We start from the raw sequence: 17,501 nt of genomic DNA, 5'->3' as shown, positions 1-17,501 counted from the left end.
CTACTTCACGCCGTCGAGGTCCGCCAGCGTCGCCGCCGAGGCCTGGGTGGTCGCGCGCAGGCTTTTTCCCACGGCTTCGGTCTGGCGCATGACCCGCAGGACGTTGCCGCCAGCCAGCTTGCCCAGGGCCTCGTCACTCCAGCCGCGGCGCGCGAGTTCTGCGAACAGGGCGGGATATTTGTCGACGCCGTCCAGGCCGTCCGGCGTGTTGGGGATGCCGTCGAAATCGGAGCCGATGCCGACGCAGTCGCTACCGCAGACCTTGGCGACATGCTCGATGTGGTCGGCGACCATGGCGAGCGTGACCGGCGGCTTCGGGTGGGCCGCGTCCCAGGCGGCCAGCGCCGCCTTGGCCTTGTCCGGCTGACCGATATAGAGGCCGCCGTAGGGTGGGCTGTTGTAGCGGGCCTGCTCCGCCGAGCGGTCGGCCTCCCAGTGGGCGCGCGCCTCCGAGACATAGATCGGCGCGAAGTTGACCATCACCACGCCGTGGTTCTTCGCCACCAGCGCCAGCACCTCGTCGGAGACGTTGCGCGGGTGGTTCGAGATCGCCCGCGAGCCCGAGTGCGAGAAGATCACCGGCGCCTTGGTGGTCTCCAGCGCGGACTTCATGGTGCCCTCGGAGACATGGCTCAGGTCGACCAGCATCCCCAGGCGGTTCATCTCGGCCACCACCTGCTTGCCGAAGGGTGTCAGCCCGCCGTGGACCGGGTTGGCCGTCGCGGAATCGCCCCAGCGGATGTTGGTCGCGTGGGTGAGCGTCATGTAGCGGGCGCCGGCGGCGTACATCTGGCGCAGGCTGGCCAGGCTCTCGTTGATCTGGTTGCCGCCTTCCACGCCGATCAGCGAGGCGATGCGTCCGGCCGCGTGGATGCGCACGATGTCGTCGGCCGTGTAGGCCATCTCGAGGTCGGCGGGGTAGCGCTCGGCCAGCCGCTTCACGAGGTCGATCTGTTCGATCGTGGTCTGGACCGCGGCGGGGCCGGTGATGTTCGACGGGATCCACACCGACCAGAACTGGCCGCCCATCCGGCCGGCCCGCATGCGCGGGATGTCGGTCATCAGCCCGAGGCCGCCCTCCTCCGGCGACGGCAGTTTCGAGGTGTCGGCTTTCAGGTCCAGCCCCTCGAGCTTGCTGGCGAACCGGATGCGGATTTCCCAGGGCAGGTCGTTGTGGCCGTCAATCAAGGGGGTCTGGGCCAGGATCCGGTCGACGCGCGCCGCGATCTTGGGATCCGGCCGCTCGGCCGCCGCCGCCGCGGTGCTCATCGCCAGCGCCAGCGCCAGGCCCGCGGCCAGTCTCGACAAGGACGTCATGGGACCTCTCAGGCGGCCAGGGCGGCCGCGCGCAGGACTTTCTGCAACTCCGCCCAGGATGGGCCGAACGACGCCGGCGCCTTGGCCCCGCCGTCGCTGTTGATGATCAGGGCCATGGTCGTCCGCTCGGCCGGCAGCGTCTCCAGGAACGAGCCGAAGCCCTGGATGCTGCCACCGTGCGACACGGCCTCGCGCCCGTCCACGGGATTGACGCCGATCCCGAAGCCGTAACGCACCGGCGTACGTTCGCCCTTGCGGTTGGTCTGCAGAGGCAGCGAGCCGTCGTTGAGCGTGATCGGCGTCAGCATGGCCTTGAGCATCGCCGGCTGCAGCACCTTGCCGCCCAAGAGCGCCTCGTGCCAACCGCAGAGGTTCTCGCAGGTCGAGCGCAGGGCGCCGGCCCCGCCGGGGTAGGTCATGGAGGTGAAGGACGCGTTGTCGAAGCCGCTCGGCGCCTTCGGATCGTCCGTATACCCCGCCGCCCGGTTCGGTACGATCTCGGCGACGTCGTCGACAGCGGTGTGCGACAGGCCGAGCGGAGTGAATAGCCGCGCCTGCAGGAAGTCGCGGTAGGTCTGCCCCGAGGCCTTCTCGATGACCACGCCCAGCAGCACGAAGCCGGTGTTGGAATAGCGGTAGTTGGTCCCCGGTTCGAAGATCAGCTTGGCGCCGACGTTGCGCATGATCTCCAGCATCTGGGCCGTGTCGCGATCGGTCCGGGCGATCTGCCAGATCAGTTCCGGCGGCGTGGTCTCGGTGTAGTTGCCGAGGCCCGCGGTATGGCTCAGGAGCCGCCGGATCGTCAGGCGCTCGGCGTTGGGGAAGTCCGGCAGGAACCGCGACAGCGGGTCGTCCAGCGCGACCTTGCCGTCCTGCACCAGCAGCAGGATCCCCGCGGCGGTGAACTGCTTGCTCACCGAGCCGATCCGGCACACCGAGGCCGGCGTCATCGGCGTCGCGGTCTCGACGTCGGCCTGGCCGAAGCCCCGGGAGAACACCGTCGCGCCGCGCTTGCGCACGCAGATCTGCAGGCCGGGGACCAGCCGCCCGGCGACCATCTTGCGCGCGGCGGCCTCCACCGGCGTCCAGGAGCCCGCCGTCCTGGCCGCCCTGGCCGCGGCCAGCGTCGGTGCGGCGAGCGCCGCCAGCATTCCGGCCATCGATGCGCGTCGGTTCAGGTCCATCTCGGATTTCCCTGCCTCTTCAGCGGGCACCTTGCACGGGAACCGACGGCGCTGGCAATGTCGATTTTTCCGATTGGGAAAATTGTGAAAACCATGACCGATTGCAGGCGCCATCAAGGGGTGGGACAGGCCGACCGGCCGGCCCTAGGTTGCCGCGAGGCGTCGTTCACGGGGACCAGGATGAAGACCATGGCATTGGCCGTCGCGATCGCGGCGGCGTGGGGTTCGGCGGCGTTCGCGCAAGCCCCGCCGCAGCTCTCCACCTGCGAGGGCCCGTCGAAGCCGGCGGCCTGCCAGGCGATCCGCGGCGACCGGACCGAGGGCTGGGCCGCCCAGTCGCGGGCGGAGGTCTTCGCCCAGCATGGCATGGTCGCGACGAGCCAGCCGCTCGCCGCCCAGGCGGGTCTGCAGGTCCTCAAGCAGGGCGGAAACGCCATCGACGCCGCGGTGGCGACGGCCGCAGTGCTCAACGTTGTCGAGCCGATGAACGTCGGGGTCGGCGGCGACCTCTTCGCGATCATCTATGTGGCCAAGGAGCACAGGCTCTACGCCCTGAACGCCAGCGGCATGGCGCCCTCCGGCGCGACGCCGGAGCACTTCGCGGCGCTGGGCTACCGGGCCGATCCGAAGAACTGGGGACCGGGCTCCGGCATGCCGCTCGGCGGGATCCTGCCGGTCACCGTGCCGGGCTCGGTCTGGGGTTGGGACGCGGTGCTGAAGCGCTTCGGGACCATGACCTTCCGCCAGGTGCTGCAGCCCGCCGCCGATTACGCCCAGGACGGCTTCCCGGTCAGCCAGCGCATCGCCCACGACTGGCGCCTGCCCAACGCCCTGCCGCTCAAGGCCTGCTGCACGGCGCCCGATCCCGACTCCGTGGCCGCCTGGTACATCGACGGCCAGCCGCCGGTCGCCGGCCAGGTCTATCGCAACCCCGACCTCGCCAAGACCTTCCGCCTGCTCCAGGCGCAAGGGCCGGACGCCTTCTACAAGGGCGACATCGCCAGGGCCCTGGTCGCCAAGTCCACGGCGGTGGGCGGGACCATGACGCTCGCCGACCTCGCCGCCTACAAGGGCGAGTGGGTGGACCTGGCGCACACCACCTATCATGGCCACGACCTCTATGAGCTGCCGCCGCCGTCCCAGGCCTGGGCCGCGCTGGAGATGGTCAATGTGCTGGAGGCCTGCGTGCCGGTTTGGACGCCCGGCCGCACGCTGGCTGACCTCGGCCCGCGCAGTCCGCGATACTGGCACCTGATGGTGGAGGCCAAGAAGCTCGCCTACGCCGACCTGATCGCCTTCAATGCCGACCCGAACTTCGCGAAAATCCCGCTGGAGAGGCTGCTCTCCAAGGCCCACGCGAAGTCCCTCTGCGGGCGGGTCGATCCGGCCCACGCCTCGGCGACCGGACCCCGCGGCGAGGCCGCCGGCGCCGGCGACACCATCGTGCTCTCCACCGCCGACGACCAGGGCAACATGGTCGCCTGGGTGAACTCCAATTTCGACAGCTTCGGCTCGGGCCTGACGGTGCCGGGCTACGGCTTCGTCCTGCACAACCGGGGTTCGCTGTTCAGCCTCGATCCGAAGTCACCCAACGTCATCGCCCCGCACAAGCGGCCCTACAACACGCTGGCGGCCGGCTTCGTGATGGACGGCGACCGGCCGCTGATGTCGCTCCTGCTGATGGGCGGCGACATGCAGGCCCAGGGCCACGCCCAGGTGCTGGTCGACATCTTCGACCTCGGCGCCAATCTGCAGATGGCCACCGACATGGCGCGCTTCCGGCACAACCAGGTCGCCAACAAGCTCTCGCTGGAACCGAGCCTTTCGGACCTGGTCGGCAAGGGCCTGGCGGCCATGGGCCATGACCTTGGGCCGCCGAACAGCAGCATCATGGGCGGCTTCCAGGCGATCATGGTCCAGCCCGCGGCCGCCGATCCGAAGGCCGGGCGCGTCTACCGGGCGGGCTCCGACCACCGCAAGGATGGTCAGGCGGTGGGCTACTAGCGGGCCCGGGGCGCCGGCGCCGGTTTGCATATCCGGAAACTGTTGCTAGGTTCGAAAATTCGACGCCGCCCCATGCGGCTCGCGCCCTTGGAGACATCGACGTGAGCCCCAGGACCCACTGGTTCCAGCGCTGGCTGCTTCCCGGCCTCGCCTTCAAGGCGGTGGTCATCGGCGGCGGCTACGCCACCGGCCGCGAACTCGCCTCCTACTTCCTGCCCAGCGGACCCTGGGGCGGCCTCTACGCCATGCTGCTGGCCACCGCGATCTGGAGCGTGGTCTGCGTGGTGACCTTCCTCTTCGCCCTGCGCACCACGAGCCGCGACTACCGGACCTTCTTCAAGCACCTGCTCGGCCGGTTCTGGCCGATCTTCGAGATCGCCTATATCGCGGCGATCATCGTCATCCTCTCGGCCTTCGCGGCGGCGGCCGGCGCCATCGCCGGCGCGGTCTTCGGCTTCCCGCCGCTCGCCGGCGCGCTCGCCCTGATGGCCCTGATCACCGCCTTCGCCTCGCTCGGCAACGACGCCGTCGAGCGGCTGTTCAAATACGTCTCGTTCCTGCTCTACGGGACCTATGCGGTGTTCGTGGTCCTCTCGCTCCTGAAGTTCGGGGGGCGGATCGAGACGGCGTTCGCGGCCCACACCCCCACGACGGGCTGGCCCCTGGGCGGCCTCACCTACGCCGGCTACAACATCATCGGCGCTGTCATCATCCTGCCTGTGACGCGCCACCTGACCTCCAGGAAAGACGCCGTCATCGCCGGCCTGCTGGCCGGTCCGCTGGCCATGATCCCGGCCGCCCTGTTCTTCATCGTCATGGCGGGCTTCTATCCGACGATCGCCCAGCAGGTGCTGCCGTCCGACTTCCTCCTGGGCCAGCTCGGCCTTCCAGCCTTCCGCATCCTCTTCCAGACGATGATCTTCGCCGCCCTGCTCGAGAGTGGAACGGGCGGCGTCCACGCCATCAACGAACGCATCGCGCACGCCTATGAGCGCGGCGGGGACCGGACCTTCGCCAAGCCCATGCGTCTGGCGGTGACCGTCGCGATCCTCGCCGGCTCGGTCTTCGTCGCCGACCGCGTGGGCCTCGTGAGCCTGATCGCCGACGGCTACCGGTGGCTCGCCTATGTGCTGCTCGCCATCTACGTCGCGCCGCTGCTCACGCTCGGCGTCTGGCAGCTCTCGCGCCCGGCGCCGCCGACCCTGACGGAGCCCGCGGCCTAGCGTCCCGCGGCCGGGGCCGACCTGGTGAAATCCAGGTCCTGGAAGTCGAAGCTGAAGTCGGTGGTGGGCGAGAGCGGGGCCATGGTCATGCCGCTGACCGCGCCGTCCATCCCGGTGCGGAAGTTGACCAGGGCGTCGGCCTTCAACGTCCGGTCGTCCCAGCGCACGGCGAAGACATTGCCCTTCATGACCTGCATGTCGCCCTGCATGTCCGTGGTCCGGCTGAAAACCATGCGCAGCTTGTCGCCCTGCTTCTTGACCGTCACGTCGCCGCGCCAGGCGTCGTGATAGACGCCGACATAGGCGTCGAGCGGCAGGAAGGCGCGCCCGCCGGCCGCCTTGATCGCGGCCTCCGCGTCGCGGTCCGCCGCCGCCTCCCGCTTGACCCCATCGGCCTCCCGCTGGTCCCAGACCTTCACCCAGTCCTGGACAGGCTTTCCAAGCAGCGGATCGAGCAGCGACTGCATCATCGCCGACATGGCCGCGCCGCTCTGCTGGTTGGTGAGCACGATGACGCCCAGGTGCTGCTCCGGCAGCAGGGAGACGTAGCTGACCATGCCCACCAGGCCGCCGGTGTGGGTGACGCGCTCGGCGCCCTGATAGTCCTCGAGGAACCAGGCGAGGCCATAGTTCCGGAAGTGGGTCTGGGTCGCGGCCGCCGTGTCCGGCAGGGGCGCGACGATGGTCTGCGGCGTCCACATCTCCTTTTGCCGCGCGGGGCTGAAGAGGGCCGAGCCATCCTTGAACTTGCCGCCGGCGAGCTGCAGCTCGGCCCAGGCGGCCATGCCGTTGGCGTTGCATTGGATCGAGCCGGCCGGATCGTAGGCGGTGCTCGGGTCCGGGGTGACCACCGTCATCTTGTCGCCGACCACCACGTGCGGCATGGCCACGTTGTGGCCCGAGATCGTGCTGACCGTCGCCGCGCAGCCGGTCCCCAGCCGATCCAGGATCTTGGTCTGGACGAAGCTCTCCCAGCTCATGCCGGTGATCGCGGGCACCAGCTCGCCGGCGACGATATAGAGCAGGTTGTCGTAGGCGAACTTCGACCGGAAGCTTGAGGCCGGCGGCATGTACCGCAGATTGTGAATGATCTCCGCGCGCGTGAAATCGCTGGGCGGGAACAGCATCAGGTCGCCCGAGCCCAGGCCCAGGCCGCTGCGGTGGGTCAGGAGGTCGCGCACCGTCAGCTCGCGCGTCACATAGGGGTCGTAGAGGCGGAAGCCCGGCAGGCGATCGATGACCTTGTCGTCCCAGTTGAGCTTGCCCTCGTCCACCAGGATCGCCAGCGCCGCCACCGTGAACGCCTTGGTGTTGGAGCCGATGCCGAAGAGGGTGTCGGCGTCGACCTTGTCGGGCTTGCCGGCCTCGCGCACGCCATAGCCCTTGGCGAACAGCACCTTGCCGTCCTTGACGATGGCGACGGACATGCCGGGCACGGCGAACTTCTGCTGGATGCGCGCGGCCAGGCGATCGATGTCCTGCGGCTGCGCCCCGGGCGGAAGGGCCGTCGCGGGCGCCTTGGCGGCCAAGGCGGGCGTGGCCAGGGCGACGCCCAGCACGCAGGCGAGCGTCCGGGCCGCGGTCAGGGTCGTGCGGAGAGCGTGCATGGCGGTCCTTCAGCTTGGCGTCTAGCGGTGCGTCGGTGGGGCCGGATCGGGCTTGAGATGGCGGCCGAAGAAATCGTCGGTGGCATGGAAGAACGTCAACCAGGATTGCGCGCGCAGCAGGTCGTGGATCTCGTCGGGCAGGATGATCTGCTCGAACTCGACGCCGTGCTTCCGCAATCCCTCGACCAGCTCCACCGTCTGCGAGAACGGAACATTGCGGTCATCGTCGGCGTGCACAAGCAGCACCGGCGACTTCCACTTCTCGATGGTGGCCATCGGCGAGGACTCGAAGGCGAGCTCCACTGCGCCCTTGGCGGTCCCCGGGCCGAGGCGCGCGCCCATGGTGCTCCAGTCGTGGACGCCCGCGTAGTCGACGCCCGCCGCCAGCAGGTCCGAGGCGCGCGAGAGGCCAAGCGCGGTCATCAGGCCGCCGTAGCTGCCGCCCCAGATGCCGATCCGCTTGGGGTCCACGTCGGGCCGCGCGCGCAGGAACTGGGCCGCGCCCAGGATGTCGTTGAACTCGCTGGAGCCGGACGGTCCGAACTTCGGCGGCTCGCGGAAGTCGAGGCCGTAGCCGCTGCCGCCCCGGTAGTTGACCGACAGGACGACATAGCCCTCGCGGGCCAGATACTGGTTCAGCCCGTACATGTAGGTGTAGGCGTCCATCGGATGCCAGCCGAGCAGCATCTGCCGGGTCGGGCCGCCGTGGAAGAACAGGATCGCGGGACCGCGCGCCGCGCGCCCGGGGGGCGGCATGAAGAGCTGGCCGTGGACCTGCAGGCCGTCGGGCGAGGTGAAGACCACCGGCTTCGGCTCGGAGAACCGCGCGTCGGGGAAGTCGGCCGGGTTCGCGGCGGGCGCCAGATCGGTCAGGCGGCCGCCGGCGGCGAGCGAGACCGGACGGATCGGTTTGCGCCAATCGCCGTGCAGCGCCACCACCTGTCCGTCGCTGGCCACCGCGGGATTGTCCTCGATGGTCGCGCCGCGGGTCAGTTGGCGCGGAGCCCCGCCGCTGAGCGCGATCTCCCAGACGTGGCGGTGGTCGATGTCGCCCTGGTTCGAGGAATAGACGATCCGCTTGCGGTCATGGCTGAGGGTCGCGCTGAACACCTCGAAATCGCCCTCGGTGAGCCGGGTCGGCGCGCCGCCTGAGGCCGAGACCGCATAGAGCTGCAGCCAGCCGCTGCGCTCCCACGGGAAGACCAGCCGGCCGTCTGCGGCCCACATCAGGGTCTGTTCGACTTCCAGCGAGTGGAAGGCGCTGCCAGCGCCCGGGCTCGCGGTCCAGACGTTGCGCGCGGCGCCCGTCGCGGCGTCGGCCACCCACAGGGACCAGGGCTGGGCCTCGTGGCGGCCGGCGAAGGGGTTGGCGTTGCCCGCCGCCACCCGAACGTAGGCGAGGCTCCGTCCATCCGGCGACCAGGCCGGCGCCATGTCGCGGTCGACGCTGGGGCCGAGCCAGACGATGGCCTTGGCCGCGAAGTCGTAGACGCCGACCAGGCTGTGATCGCCGCGCGAGCTGACGAACGCCAGCCTGGCCCCGTCGGGCGACCAGGCGATGGCCTCGGCATGTCCGCGATCGTGGATCAGCTGCGCCGGCTGTCCGCCCGCGGCCAGCGGCGCGGTCCAGATCTGGTCGGCGAGGATGTAGGCGACGGCGTCGCCGTGGGGCGAGACGGCAGGCGAATGTCCGGGCCCGAGCCGGCGCGGCGCCGTCCCGTCCACCGAGGCGATCCAGACCTCCTGGCCGACCGCGCCGGCGGGTTTGCTCAGCACGTTCACCGGCCCGCCGCCTTCCAGGCTGCCGCCGCGCGAATAGGTCACCTGGCGGCCGTCAGGGCTGAAGGCCAGCTCGCCGAGGTCGTAGCCGTCATCACCCGCATAGGCGCTGATCGCCCGTGCGGCGTAGGTCCCGCCGGCGCCGGGCTCGGCGACCCAGACGTTGCGGCTGCCGCCCTTGTTGTTGACCCAGGCGACGCGGCCGCCCGCGCCCGCCGCCACCAGGCTCGAGGGGAATGGCGCGCTCAGCGCCTGCTCGATCGTGAAGTCCGGCGCGGCCGCCGCCGGCTGCGCGGCCGTCAGCGAAAGCGCCAGGGTCAGGGCCGCGGCCCCGATCGCCGTGGCGAGACGCATGTGGCTCGAGGTGGTGAGCATCTTGCGGAACCTCAAAGGGCTGATGGGCTGGATCGCACGGCGGTCATTGGAGGGCTCGGAAGACGTGCCAGCCGGCCCACAGGTCCTGGGCGACGGATCCGAGCGACTTGTAGGCGGTGATCTCCGAGCCGGACTGGCGACCGCCGACCCGGCCCGCCAGCACCTCGCCGATCTCGCCAACGATGTGGGCGTCGTCGATGCGCCCGGCCGCGCGGGCCCGCAGGAACTCGGTCCCCTGGGCCATGACGTTTTCCCGGCTGTCGACGAAGTAGCGCGAGCGCGCGACCAGGTCGTCGTCGACCTCGCTGGGTCCGGCGCGGCTGGAGCCGACGATGTTCACGTGAGCGCCATCCGACAGCCAGGCCCCCTGCAGGACGGGTTCGGCCGCGGCGGTGGTCGTGCAGATGATGTCGGCCTGGGCGGCGGCGAACGGCAGGGCCGCGGCGACCTCGATCGGGACCGCGATCGTCGCGGCGAGCGTATCGGCCAGGCGTCGGGCGTTGGCCGGATTGCGGCCCCAAAGGACGATGCGGCGCAGCGGCCGCACCGTGGCGATCGCCCGCACATGGGCCTCCGCCTGCTCCCCGGTCCCCAGGACCAGCAGTTCCCCCGCGTCCGGCCGGGCCAGCACGTCGGTCGCCATCGCGCTGGCCGCCGCCGTGCGAATCCGGGTGATCTCCCCGGCGTCGAGGATGCAGACCGGCGACCCGGTCAAGGGATCGAACAGCACCACCACGCCCTGGTGCGCGGGGAGATCCGAGCCCTTGGCGTGGTTGAAGGCGCTGATCAGCTTGGCCCCGAACCGGTCGTCGGCGATCACCCCGGGCATGATCCCGAAGACCCCCTTGCCGCTGACCAGCGGCAGGATCTGGCGCGGCGGCTGGTTGATACCCCCGCTCGACACGGCGGCCATCGCCTCCCGCATCAGCGGCGTGCAGGCCTCGAAGGTCAGGACGCGCCGGATCTCCTCGCGGCCGATGAACCGGGGCTCCACCGCAGGCCTCAGTAGGCGATGTGCAGCGTGATCAGGCGCAGGCTGAACGCGAACCAGATGCAGGCCACGCACGCGACCGCGATCGACACGCTCGAGACCTTGGCCCACCAGCCCCGCGAGGCGTCGCCGAACACCGTCGCCACATTGGCCAGCGGTGCGAGCGTTCCCAAGACCCCGACCAGGCCCACCAGCTGGATCAGCCGGATGATCCCATCGGTTCCGCTGCTGAACCACTGGATGTCCTTCTGCGACAGGAACCAGAACCAGAGGCCAGCGAACGCGAGGTCGACCACGCAGACGGCCCGGGTCAGCCGGTAGAGCAGGGCCGCGCGGCCGGCGAGCGCGAAGCTGTGGCCATAGCGCCGGCGGATGATCGCCGCCGCCGGCCAGGTCACCGCCGCGGTCAGCAGGATCCCCAGGCTCACGTAGAACAGAGGCACGTTCCAGGCCGCCGACATGGCGGGCGAGACCGGCTGCAGCGACAGGACCGGCGGCTGGTCGTCGGTCATGATCCTGATGACCTTGCCGCCCTCGACCACCGCGGCCATCCGGCTGTCGCCGCCGACGTCCTGGTACTGGAACGGTCCGACCTCGCGCCAATGCTTGGGCTGGTTGTTGACGCCCCGATAGCTCGAGATCGTCACCACGCCCTTGGGGTCGGCGGTGACCTTCGCCTGGCCGAGCAGGAAGTTCGCGATCCGCAGCCAGCCGGAGTCCGAGCGGCGGCTGTCGATGTAGCGGCCCGACAGGGTCTTGCCGTCGGCCTTGGCGTCTTTCCAGGTCGGCAGCTCCGGCGTCGCGGGCGCCGGGAAATAGCGGTTGGTGAAGCCCTTGAAGACCGTCGTGCGGATGTTGTGCGCCGCGCCCAGGCTGCCGGCGCTGTTGAACGAGATGAACAGGCCGACGTGGTCGTCGAGGTAGAGGTGCATGTCGCTGTGGAAGTGGTTCAGGTCGCCGGCGTGGGCGATCACCCGGTGGCCGTTGCCGGGCTCCTGATAGAAGCCGAGCGCCATGCCGGGCAGCGAGGGCACGGGCTTGAACTGCGGGCTGTGCATCAGCTGGGCGGTCTGGGCGCTGAGGATGCGCTGGCCCTGGTATTCGCCGTCCTGCAGGTGGGCGATCATGAACCGCGCCATGTCCGACCCGCTGGTGGCGAGCGCGCCGGCCGGGGATTCGCCCACCAGTTCGTAGGGACCGGCCGGTTGCGAGGCGACGCGATAGCCCTTGGCCATGTCCGCCGCGAAGCGCGCCGGCAGCGGCTGCTCGAACGTCGAGTGGGTCATGCCGAGGGGCACGAAGATGTGCTTGTCGACGTAGGCGGCGAACGGCTCGCCGGACACCCGCTGCACGATGTAGCCGGCGAGCGAGGCGCCGTAGTTCGAATAGGCCGGCGTGGTCCCGGGCGGGAAGATGCGCGGCGGCACGGCGGCCTTCAGCAGGGTCTCGAGGCTCTGGAGGGTCTTCGGATCCTTGACGATCAGGTCCTTGGCCGCGTCCGAGAACCCGGGCGAATGGGTCATCAGGTTGCGCATGGTGATCGGCTTGCCGTCGTAGGCCGGGATCTTGAAGTCGAGGTACCGGTTCACGTCGGCGTCGAGGTCGATCTTGCCGGCCTCGACCTGCTGCATCACCGCGGTCCAGGTGAAGGTCTTGGAGATCGAGCCGGGGCGGAACAGCGTCTTCTCCGGATCGATCGTCCGCCTGGCCTTGATGTCCGCGAGGCCGTAGCCGCGCTCGAACAGGGGCTCGCCGTCCTTGACGATGACGATCACGGCGCCGGCGATGTCGGCGCGGCTGATGGCGTCCGGCAGCAGGCCGTCGAAATAGGCCGCGGCGTCCTCGGCGGTGAGCGCGTGGGCGGCGGTCGGCGCCGGCGCGGCGGCCGCCTCCGCCCTGTGCGACCCGGGGGCAGGCAGGGACACCGTCGCCTTGGGGGCCAGGGTCGTGGGCGTCACCTCGGTCGGCGCGGGCGCGAAGGCGCCGAGGGCGACGAAGATCGCGCCCATGGCGGCCAGGTTGGTGAGCAGTTTCATTTCTCAAAGCCCCCGAGACGGTGAAATGCCTGGACCGTGCCGGCGCGATGCCGTCATGGGTCAGCGATCGCCCACGGCGACCCGAAGCCACGGCCCCTGACCGCCTGTCACGATCAGTTCATATGATTTCTCTTTTCGCAAGCTGTTTCCGGTTTAGATATATTGCCGCTCACTGGGAAACTTGAGCCGCCAGAACTACGGCGGCGGCGGCCCGCGTTGGACCTCTGAAGCAAGCCAGTAGTAGGATGCGAAAAGCGGATGCGGAGCTGAAGGCGCGTGAATACCAAAGCAAAGCCAGGATCGGTCCTGAAGGGCCTGAGGCTCGCCAACGGCTGGACCCTGTCCGAGGTCAGCCGAAGGACCGGCCTGCCCGTCTCGACATTGTCGAAAGTCGAAAACGACAAGATGTCCCTCAGCTACGACAAGCTGGCGCGGATCAGCCGCGGGCTGGAGATCGACATCGGCGTGCTGTTCGCCTCGGACGGCGCGGCCCCGCCGCTGAGCCTCGTGACCGGCCGGCGCAGCATCACGCGGGCCGGCGAAGGCCGGGTCATCGAGACCGAGCCCTACGAGCACGTCTATCCGGCGACCGACCTCCTGAATAAGCGCTTCGTGCCGATCGTCGCCGAAATCCGCGCCCGCTCGGTGTCGGAGTTCAGCGAACTGATCCGCCACCCCGGCGAGGAATACACCTTCGTCCTCGAAGGGACCGTCGAGCTCCACACCGACCTCTACGCGCCGGTCACCCTGGAGGTTGGCGATTCGATCTATTTCGACAGCGGCATGGGCCACGTCTACCTCTCGGCGGGGCCGGGGCGCTGCCGGGTCCTGTCGATCTGCTCGGGCGAGGAATCCCAGCTGATCGCCGCGGCCATGGGACCGGATCCGGCCGCGGCCGCCGCAACGGCCGAGCGCGACGAGGCCGTCGCCAAGCCCGTCAAGCCAGCGGGTCGGCGACGCGCGGGTGGTAGTTGAGGTCGGCCTTCTTCACATAGTTCAGAGCCGCGAAGTCCATCTGGATGGCGCCGTGCGTCGCGGCGCGGATCACCTTGGCGGCGATCGGCGCGAACCCGCCGTAGAAGTGCTGGCTCGACTTCACCGCGACGATCTTCTTGGCCGCCAGGTCGATGCCGAGGCCGGTGAAGGCGTCGGGCGAAAAGACCTGGGTGCGGATGGAATTGAGCACGACGTCGATCCCCGCCACCTCGATCCACACCGACAGGCCCATGTCGGTGCGCGAGTTTCCAAGCCCGGTCTGGTCGTGCCGCTCGCGTACGGCCCGGACGGTGGCCTCGACGTCCAGCGGCTGGGCCGAGGACAGCCCGGACTTGCCGCCGATCCGCAGCCGCAGCCTTGCGCCCACGCCGGCGTCCGCGCAGGCCGCCGCGGCGACCGGGTCCCAGATCGCGCCGAGCGCCGCGCCGGCGATCCCGCGGTCCAGCATCGCCTTCAGCAGGCTGGTGTTGTCGCCGGGCGCGCCGCCGCCGGCGTTGTCGGCGGTGTCGGCCACCACCACCAGGCCCGGCGTCGCGAGCGCGTCGGTGAGCGCGGCGTCCACGCTCAGGAACCGGGGCAGCAACGCCTCACGCGCGGCGTAGATCTCCCGGCCGATCTGTTCGGAGAGCCGCGCGGCGAGCGCCGGGTCTCCTTCGGTGATGACCAGCACCCGCGAGCCGGTGTCGGGCGTGTCGCCCCACGGAAACCCGTGGGCGAAGCTGACCGAGAGCACGCCGGGCTGGCGCTCGACCTCGGCGAAGCGTCCGAGGAAGGAGGCCATGGGCTCGCCCGTGGTCGGGTAGAAGCCGACCATCCGGCAGTCGAACAGCGCGGAGGTCGGTTGCGCCTCGCCCCGCGCCTTGGCCAGGCAGAGGCCGTAGAGTTCCACGCAGCGTTCGAGATAGTCGTCGTGCGGATAGTGCTTCATCAGGATGACGGCGTCCGCCGCGTCGATCAGCGGCTGGGTCAGATGGCAGTGCGGGTCGAGCTCGACGCCGATCACCGCCTTGTCGCCGACGACCTCGCGCACCCGGCGCACGAGGTCCGCCTCGCAATCGTCGCAGCCGGTCGAAACCATGGCGCCATGCAGGAACAGCAGGACCACGTCGAACGGCCCCTGCGACCGCAGGGCGGCCAGGATCTCGTCGCGCATGGCCTCATAGACCGTCTGCACGATGGGGCCCGACGGCTGGGCCCAGGCGAACAGGCCGGCCGTGAACTCATGGCCGTCGCGCAGGCAGAGCTCACGCCACAGCTGCGCGGTCTTGTGGTCGGGGCCCTGGCCCGCCAGGACCTCGGCGCCGCGCCGCATCCCGCCCTCCTCGAACGCCCTGGCGCCCGTCGGCCATGGCGCGAAGGTGTTGGTCTCGCTCTGTAGGCCGGCTGCGAACACCCGCAAACCATGTCTCCTGAGATTTCGGTTGTGGAAAACTGTTTTCAGATATGCCAAGTCGTATCGAAAGCTGGGGACCGGTTCAACCGATGATGACGACCGCCAACGCCGACCGCGCCGTGACGGGGGAAGCCCCGTGGCCGCCCGCGTCCCGCGCCTGGTGGGCGGTGGGCGTGTTCTGCATCGCGGCGGTCCTGTCCTACAGCGATCGGCAGATCCTCAGCCTGCTCGTCGACCCGATCCGCGCGGACTTGCACGCTACCGACGTCCAGATCGGCCTGCTGCAGGGCGCCGCCTTCGCCCTGATCTATGCGGTGGCCGGCGTGGGGCTCGGACGCGCCGCCGACGTCCTGCCGCGCCGCCTGGTGATCGTCACCGGCATCGTCATCTGGAGCCTGGCGACGGTGGCCTGTGGCTACGCGCATTCATTCGGAAGCCTGTTCGCCGCCCGCGCCGCCGTGGGCATCGGGGAAGCCGCGCTCGCGCCCGCCGCCATGTCGATCATCACCGACAGCTTCCCGGTCAACCGCCGCGGCGCCGCCACCGGGACCTTCCTCATGGGCATGATCGTCGGCGGCGGCGTGGCGCTGGCGCTCGGCGGTTTCATCCTGCAGGCCGCCCAGTCCGGCGCGCTGCACGGCATGCCGGTCATCGGCGCGCTGGCCCCCTGGCGGGCCGGGCTGGTGATCCTGGGCCTGCTCGGCCTGCCCGTCGCGGTCCTCGCCGCCACCGTCCCCGAGCCCGCGCGGCGTCACCTGATCGGCGGCGGTTCGGCGAAGCCCGTGCCGCTGCACGACGCCGCCAAGCGCCTGGCCGCCCTCTGGCCGGTGCTGGCCCCGCTCTACGCCGCCATGGGCCTCAGCAGCCTCTGCGACTTCGCGATCCTCAACTGGATCCCGACCTTCCTCTCGCGGCGCTTCGGGACTGGGGTCGCGGAAATCGGCGGCGTCCTGGGCACGGTGGTGATCATCGGCGGCGTGCTGGGTTCCGCCGGCGCCGGGATCGTCGCCGACCGGATGGTCAAGCGCGGCGGCGCCTCCTCGCGCCTGGTCCTGGCGGTCGGCGCCATGCTGGCCGGCATCGTCAGCACGCTCTTCGTGATGGCCCCCTCGCCGCCCCTGGTCTTCGCGCTCGCCGGCGTCTGGATATTCGCCTCGACCACCGGCCAGGCGGTCGGGATCACCGTGCTGCAGGAACTGGCGCCCGGCGACGCCCGGGGCCTTAGCGTCAGCATCGTTTCGCTGATCAATATCGGCCTGGGCCTGGCCCTCGGCGCCGCCCTTCCCGCGTTGATCCTGGAGCATGTGCTGCACGACCCGACCGCGGTCGGCGCGGCGATCACCGCTGTGGCGCTGCCCTGCGCGATCGTCGCAACCTTGCTCTACCGAACCGCCCTGGCCGCCGCCCGAAAGATCGACAGGACATGAAAACGGACACGGCCGACATCGTCGTCATCGGCGCCGGGATCGCGGGCGCGGCCGTCGCCGCCGAACTCGCCCAGACGCACAAGGTGATGGTGCTCGAGCGGGAAGCCTTTCCCGGAATGCATTCGACCGGCCGTTCGGCGGCGCTGTTCTCGGAGATCTACGGCAGCGGCCCGATCCGCGCCCTCTCCCGCGCCAGCCGGGCGTTCCTCTACACGCCGCCCGCGGGCTTCGCCGACGCGCCGATCGTGCGGCCGCGCGGCGCCCTGCACATCGCCTCGGCCGCCCAGATGGCCAAGCTGGAGGACTTCTGCGCCCTGCCCGACGTCGCCCCGTCGATCCGACGCCTCACCGCCGCCGAGACCCTCGCCCAGTGCTCGATCCTGCGGGACGACTACGTCGCCGGCGCGGCGCTGGAGATCGGTTCGGCCGACGTCGACGTGGACGTCCTGCACCAGGCCTGGCTTCGGCAGCTCAAGACCCGGGGCGGCGAGCTGGTGGTCAACGCCGAAGTGGTGCGCCTCTCGCGGCGCGAGGGCGGCTGGCGGGTGGACACTCCGGACGCGCGGATCGACGCGGCGACGGTGATCAACGCCGCCGGCGCCTGGGCCGACGTGATCGCCGAGCTCGCCGGGGTGAGGACCGTGGGCCTGCAACCGAACCGGCGGACGGCGCTGATCGTCCCCGCGCCGGAGGGTTCGAACAGCGACGACTGGCCGATGGTGATCGACGTCGACGAGCAGTTCTACTTCCGGCCCGACGCCGGCGCCCTGTTGTTGTCGCCGGGCGACGAGACGCCCACCGACCCCTGCGACGCCCAGCCCGAGGAGCTGGACATCGCCATCGCGATCGACCGGGTGCAGACCGCGACGACGCTTGAGGTGCGGCGGGTGCGCCGCAGCTGGGCGGGCCTGCGCAGCTTCGTGGCCGACCGCAGCCCGGTGGTCGGCTATGCGCCGGACGCGCCGGGCTTCTTCTGGCTCGCCGGCCAGGGTGGCTACGGCATCCAGACGGCGCCGGCCATGGGCCAGCTCGCCGCCGCCCTGGTGCGCGGCGAGCGGGTCCCCGAGGCGTTGACCCGGTTCGGCGTCGAGGCGCATGACCTGCGCCCGGACCGTTTCGCCAGCAGCGTGGCGTCGGTCTCCAGGGCCTGACGGAATCCACGGACGCCG

The 17,501-nt window shown here is 70.3% G+C and carries 12 protein-coding genes; 5 read left to right on the top strand and 7 right to left on the bottom strand.

The annotated features are described in order from the left end of the window. Together ACESMY_RS06040 and ACESMY_RS06035 are read right to left on the bottom strand one after the other, a co-directional pair. Nucleotides 1-1,317 carry a dipeptidase gene (locus ACESMY_RS06040; protein WP_372783216.1) on the bottom strand — a complete coding sequence of 439 codons (1,317 nt, stop codon included), beginning with the start codon at nucleotides 1,315-1,317 and terminating at the stop codon, nucleotides 1-3. Between the two features lie 8 nt (nucleotides 1,318-1,325). Then, a complete protein-coding gene (locus tag ACESMY_RS06035; protein ID WP_372783214.1) occupies nucleotides 1,326-2,501 on the bottom strand; it encodes a serine hydrolase domain-containing protein in 1,176 nt (391 codons plus the stop codon). Between the two features lie 189 nt (nucleotides 2,502-2,690). Here ACESMY_RS06035 and ACESMY_RS06030 point away from each other — a divergent pair, with 189 nt between their 5' ends. Beyond that, nucleotides 2,691-4,505: a gamma-glutamyltransferase family protein gene (locus ACESMY_RS06030; protein ID WP_372783212.1), complete on the top strand. Its 1,815-nt coding sequence runs from the start codon at nucleotides 2,691-2,693 to the stop codon at nucleotides 4,503-4,505. Nucleotides 4,506-4,606: 101 nt separating this feature from the next. Continuing rightward, nucleotides 4,607-5,728 carry a hypothetical protein gene (locus tag ACESMY_RS06025; protein ID WP_372783210.1) on the top strand — a complete coding sequence of 374 codons (1,122 nt, stop codon included), beginning with the start codon at nucleotides 4,607-4,609 and terminating at the stop codon, nucleotides 5,726-5,728. On the opposite strand, the gene ACESMY_RS06020 is transcribed toward ACESMY_RS06025, so the two are convergent. Genes ACESMY_RS06020 through ACESMY_RS06005 form a run of 4 tightly spaced genes read right to left on the bottom strand, consistent with a single transcriptional unit; the run spans nucleotide 5,725 to nucleotide 12,516 of the window. Beyond that, nucleotides 5,725-7,335 (bottom strand): serine hydrolase, encoded by a 1,611-nt coding sequence (locus ACESMY_RS06020; RefSeq protein ID WP_372783208.1) that lies wholly within the window; start codon nucleotides 7,333-7,335, stop codon nucleotides 5,725-5,727. The two genes, ACESMY_RS06025 and ACESMY_RS06020, sit on opposite strands and share 4 nt — an antisense overlap. A gap of 21 nt (nucleotides 7,336-7,356) precedes the next feature. Beyond that, a complete protein-coding gene (locus ACESMY_RS06015; protein ID WP_372783206.1) occupies nucleotides 7,357-9,489 on the bottom strand; it encodes a prolyl oligopeptidase family serine peptidase in 2,133 nt (710 codons plus the stop codon). Nucleotides 9,490-9,532: 43 nt separating this feature from the next. Then, entirely contained in the window at nucleotides 9,533-10,483 is a 951-nt protein-coding gene (locus ACESMY_RS06010; protein ID WP_372783204.1) for an ornithine cyclodeaminase family protein, read from the bottom strand. Nucleotides 10,484-10,491: 8 nt separating this feature from the next. Beyond that, nucleotides 10,492-12,516: a serine hydrolase domain-containing protein gene (locus ACESMY_RS06005; RefSeq protein WP_372783202.1), complete on the bottom strand. Its 2,025-nt coding sequence runs from the start codon at nucleotides 12,514-12,516 to the stop codon at nucleotides 10,492-10,494. 276 nt (nucleotides 12,517-12,792) lie between these two features. Here ACESMY_RS06005 and ACESMY_RS06000 point away from each other — a divergent pair, with 276 nt between their 5' ends. Continuing rightward, entirely contained in the window at nucleotides 12,793-13,491 is a 699-nt protein-coding gene (locus tag ACESMY_RS06000) for a helix-turn-helix domain-containing protein (RefSeq protein ID WP_372783201.1), read from the top strand. On the opposite strand, the gene ACESMY_RS05995 is transcribed toward ACESMY_RS06000, so the two are convergent. Further along, nucleotides 13,454-14,905 (bottom strand): M81 family metallopeptidase, encoded by a 1,452-nt coding sequence (locus ACESMY_RS05995; protein WP_372783403.1) that lies wholly within the window; start codon nucleotides 14,903-14,905, stop codon nucleotides 13,454-13,456. The two genes, ACESMY_RS06000 and ACESMY_RS05995, sit on opposite strands and share 38 nt — an antisense overlap. Nucleotides 14,906-14,994: 89 nt before the next feature. Here ACESMY_RS05995 and ACESMY_RS05990 point away from each other — a divergent pair, with 89 nt between their 5' ends. Beyond that, nucleotides 14,995-16,332 (top strand): MFS transporter, encoded by a 1,338-nt coding sequence (locus tag ACESMY_RS05990; protein WP_372783199.1) that lies wholly within the window; start codon nucleotides 14,995-14,997, stop codon nucleotides 16,330-16,332. Then, entirely contained in the window at nucleotides 16,329-17,483 is a 1,155-nt protein-coding gene (locus ACESMY_RS05985) for an NAD(P)/FAD-dependent oxidoreductase (RefSeq protein ID WP_372783197.1), read from the top strand. The genes ACESMY_RS05990 and ACESMY_RS05985 overlap by 4 nt, the downstream gene beginning before the upstream one ends. The last annotated feature ends 18 nt before the right edge of the window (nucleotides 17,484-17,501 follow it).

It is taken from the genome of Phenylobacterium sp. (assembly GCF_041691455.1).
Classification (GTDB): Bacteria; Pseudomonadota; Alphaproteobacteria; order Caulobacterales; family Caulobacteraceae; genus Phenylobacterium.
The sequence above is the reverse complement of the archived record's forward strand: the minus strand, read 5'-3'. Positions and strand labels throughout refer to the sequence as shown.

Bases quoted from the DNA above. Each gene is read 5' to 3' on its own strand.
- ACESMY_RS06030 (WP_372783212.1), top strand. From the start codon at position 2,691: ATGGCATTGGCCGTCGCGATCGCGGCGGCGTGGGGTTCGGCGGCGTTC.
- ACESMY_RS06040 (WP_372783216.1), bottom strand. From the start codon at position 1,317: ATGACGTCCTTGTCGAGACTGGCCGCGGGCCTGGCGCTGGCGCTGGCG.
- ACESMY_RS06015 (WP_372783206.1), bottom strand. From the start codon at position 9,489: ATGCTCACCACCTCGAGCCACATGCGTCTCGCCACGGCGATCGGGGCC.
- ACESMY_RS05990 (WP_372783199.1), top strand. From the start codon at position 14,995: ATGATGACGACCGCCAACGCCGACCGCGCCGTGACGGGGGAAGCCCCG.
- ACESMY_RS06020 (WP_372783208.1), bottom strand. From the start codon at position 7,335: ATGCACGCTCTCCGCACGACCCTGACCGCGGCCCGGACGCTCGCCTGC.
- ACESMY_RS05985 (WP_372783197.1), top strand. From the start codon at position 16,329: ATGAAAACGGACACGGCCGACATCGTCGTCATCGGCGCCGGGATCGCG.
- ACESMY_RS06005 (WP_372783202.1), bottom strand. From the start codon at position 12,516: ATGAAACTGCTCACCAACCTGGCCGCCATGGGCGCGATCTTCGTCGCC.
- ACESMY_RS06035 (WP_372783214.1), bottom strand. From the start codon at position 2,501: ATGGACCTGAACCGACGCGCATCGATGGCCGGAATGCTGGCGGCGCTC.